At 63.7% G+C, this 3,058-nt stretch carries 5 protein-coding genes; 3 read left to right on the forward strand and 2 right to left on the reverse strand.

Annotated features, from left to right (window positions below):
• Together AC1DX0_RS33695 and AC1DX0_RS33700 are read left to right on the forward strand one after the other, a co-directional pair.
• Positions 1–635: alpha/beta fold hydrolase (locus AC1DX0_RS33695; RefSeq protein ID WP_477358679.1), on the forward strand; the 635-nt coding region annotated here is incomplete at its 5' end.
• Positions 636–698: 63 nt separating this feature from the next.
• Positions 699–1,028: a hypothetical protein gene (locus tag AC1DX0_RS33700; protein WP_477358681.1), complete on the forward strand. Its 330-nt coding sequence runs from the start codon at positions 699–701 to the stop codon at positions 1,026–1,028.
• Here the strand turns inward: AC1DX0_RS33700 and speB are convergent.
• A complete protein-coding gene (gene speB, locus AC1DX0_RS33705; RefSeq protein ID WP_477221366.1) occupies positions 1,021–1,992 on the reverse strand; it encodes an agmatinase in 972 nt (323 codons plus the stop codon). The genes AC1DX0_RS33700 and speB overlap by 8 nt on opposite strands.
• 48 nt (positions 1,993–2,040) lie before the next feature.
• The gene (locus tag AC1DX0_RS33710; protein WP_477221367.1) at positions 2,041–2,646 is read right to left on the reverse strand and encodes an HD domain-containing protein; all 606 of its coding nucleotides are present in this window, start codon (positions 2,644–2,646) and stop codon (positions 2,041–2,043) included.
• 146 nt (positions 2,647–2,792) lie between these two features.
• Here AC1DX0_RS33710 and AC1DX0_RS33715 point away from each other — a divergent pair.
• Positions 2,793–3,058 (forward strand): serine acetyltransferase domain-containing protein (locus AC1DX0_RS33715; RefSeq protein ID WP_477358683.1); only part of this gene is annotated, 266 nt, incomplete at its 3' end.

Consider the following 3,058-nt stretch of genomic DNA (forward strand, 5'->3'; position numbering starts at 1 on the left):
GGTTCAAGACGCTCAACGATGCCGGCTATCGCGCCATCGCCTTCGACAATCGCGGTCACGGCTCGTCATCGAAGAGCTATGACGAAGCCGACTATACACCGGCGAAAATGGCCTCAGATGGCGCCGCCTTGCTTGATCATCTCGGCATCGAACGGGCCCATGTCATGGGCTATTCGATGGGCGCGCGCATCGCGGCGTTCCTGGCACTGTCCGATCCGGACAAGGTGGCGACGCTGGTCTTTGGCGGCCTCGGCATCGGCATGATCGACGGCGTCGGCGACTGGGATCCGATTGCCGCGGCCCTGCTTGCCGACGATCCGGCTGCCACCACCCATCCGCGCGGCCGCTCTTTCCGCGCCTTCGCCGACCAGACCCGCAGCGATCGCCGGGCGCTCGCCGCCTGCATCGCCAAGTCGCGGGAGTTGCTCGATGAGGACGATATTGCCCGCATCGCCCAGCCGACGCTGGTCGCGGTCGGTACGACGGATGACATTGGCGGCTCACCGGACGAGCTCGCCGCCTTGATGCCGAACGCCAGGGCTTTCCACATCGAGGGCAGGGACCATATGCTGGCGGTCGGGGACAAGACCTTCAAGCAGCGCGTGCTGGAGTTTTATGCTGAATATCCGCTTTGAGCGGTTGGCCGGGGGGCAACGATGGCACAATGGGGAAGAAGCACGGCGGCCATACTAGGCGCCGTGGCTCGCAGTCGGTTCGGCAAACGTTCGGTCATACTGGCATTGGCGGCCTTCACGGCGGGAGCGCTTGCCATCGCCATAATGGTGGCGATGCCGAGCGATACATCCCAGTCGGTTCAGAACGTCGCCATCGGGTTCTTCATGGCGGTGTTCCTGCTCGCCGCCCCGCTGGCGCATATCACCGGGTTTGTCTTCGGCATCATGGCGCTGGCGCGTTCGAACGACAATCGCGCCCTTGGCCTGCTGGGCATCATCCTCAATGGACTGTCGGTGGCGGCGGGGCTGGCCATCCTCGCGGCAATGGCGTCGACCATAGGCGCCTTTACCTGACGTTCGGCGCTCTCGCGGCTTGAACCGACTTCGCCAGCACGCACAGCAGTTCGAACATCATCGTCGCGCCGGCCAGCGCCGTCATGTCGGCAAGATCGAACGGCGGCGCCACTTCCACGACATCGGCGCCGACAATGTTCAATCCGTCGAGCAGTCGGACCATCTCCTGTGCCTCGCGGGTGGTGAAGCCGCCGAGTTCGGGCGTGCCTGTCCCCGGTGCCATCGACGGGTCGATGCAGTCAATGTCGAAGGTGACGTAGGTCGGTCCGGTTCCGGCGATGGCGCGCGCTTCTTCCATGACGCTGGCAGCACCCCGCCTGACGAACTCCTCCATGTAGATGATGCGAATGCCCTGGGCGACCGCCCAGTCATGCTCGCCGGGCTCGTAGATCGAGCCGCGAATGCCGATCTGCACCACACGTTTCGGGTCGAGCAGTCCCTCTTCGATGGCGCGGCGGAATGGCGTGCCGTGCGTATAGGGATTGTCGCCGAAATAGCGGTCATTGGTGTCGGAATGGGCATCGAAATGGATCATGCCGACCGGCCGATCCTTGGCGACGGCGCGCAGCACCGGCAGCGTCGTCAGATGGTCGCCGCCGGCAGCCAGCGGGATGGCGCCTGCTGTGACGATCGCCGCGATGCCGTCCTCGATGCGCTTCAATCCGTCCATGAGGTTGATCGGGTTGACCGAGAGATCGCCGACATCGGCGACATTGGCGATGCTGAACGGTTCGGTCCCCGAGACATGGTGGACGCGCCGCATCAGGCTCGACTGGTTGCGAATCTCGCGCGGGCCGTGCCGTGCCCCGGCGCGGTTGGTCGTGCCGCCATCCCACGGTATGCCGACCAGCGCGATATCGAGCCCCTCGGCGCTCGCCACCGCCGGCAGCCGCATGAAGGTGGAGAGTCCGGCAAAGCGGGGTACGACCGAGGCATCGATCGGCTGGAAGAAATTGCTGCTCATGATGTCCGCACCTCGGAAGAAATTGCTTTTGACGAAGCCTCGCGAAAATCACGAGGGTTTTTGCAGGGTCTCCAGCGACCGCGCCATGTTCAGCCTGGCCTGAGGCTCGAAGCGCTGGCGAAATTCCTCGGTGTGGAAGATGTGCGGGCGGGCCAGGAAGTCCTTCAGCACGGCACCCCGTCCGTCACGCCACATCGGCTCCTCCACCCAGCCATATTCGCGGCGGACCGCGCGTTCATAGGCGTCGAACGCATCCGGCGCGGCACCCAGGATCGACAGGTCCATGTCGAGGAAGAGGCTGGCGTCGCGCGTGGCCTTCGCGTCGTCGAACCGGGGCAACTGGTGCGTGGCGGTGGCGAGGATCATCGCGCTGATGCGGCCCAGGCGCCCGGTATCGGTGCGGCCCGCGAGCTTTTTCTCGGCAAGGCCAGCGCTTCTGGCCTCATTGTCCTTGGCCTTGGTGTCGTAGACGGCATCGTGGAACCAGATCGCCGCTTCGACGGCTTCGGGATCGCCGAGCAGGGTTCGATAATCGCCGGCCAGCGCCAGCATCGCCTCGATATGGGTGAGGTTGTGGTAGTGGCGGTCTTCGGCCGTGTAGAGCGCCGAAAGCTCGGCTTTCAGGGCGGTGTCGATCAAGGGTTCGTTTTCCATGGCTGCTTGAATTCCTGCGAACCAAATCCATTTGACACAGCACTAAGGAAWATTGAGTTCAATCGTGCTATGATCTGGCTTATATGTGCGGCCAGACAGCAGGCAAGCACAACAGGCCAGCTAGCAGGACGCAGGACGAAACGTCGATGAACAGCATCAGCATTTCCCGCCACAGCTCGTTGCAGCCGGTCGACCCGATCTGGCGTTCGATCCGCGACGAGGCGATGGAAGCGGTCAACCGCGATCCCTTGCTCGCCGCCTTCCTCTATTCGACGATCCTCAACCAGGAGAGCCTGGAAGAGGCAGTCATCCACCGGATCGCCGAGCGGCTTGCCCATCAGGATATAGGCTCCGATCTCATCCGCCAGACCTTCAAATCGATGCTGGCCGACGACAAGGACTGGCCGACGAC

The organism is Mesorhizobium sp. P3_A9, assembly GCF_056402975.1.

What these genes read in the sequence shown, in the direction of transcription:
- speB (WP_477221366.1), bottom strand. Translation starts at nt 1,992, where the DNA reads ATGAGCAGCAATTTCTTCCAGCCGATCGATGCCTCGGTCGTACCCCGC.
- AC1DX0_RS33710 (WP_477221367.1), bottom strand. Translation starts at nt 2,646, where the DNA reads ATGGAAAACGAACCCTTGATCGACACCGCCCTGAAAGCCGAGCTTTCG.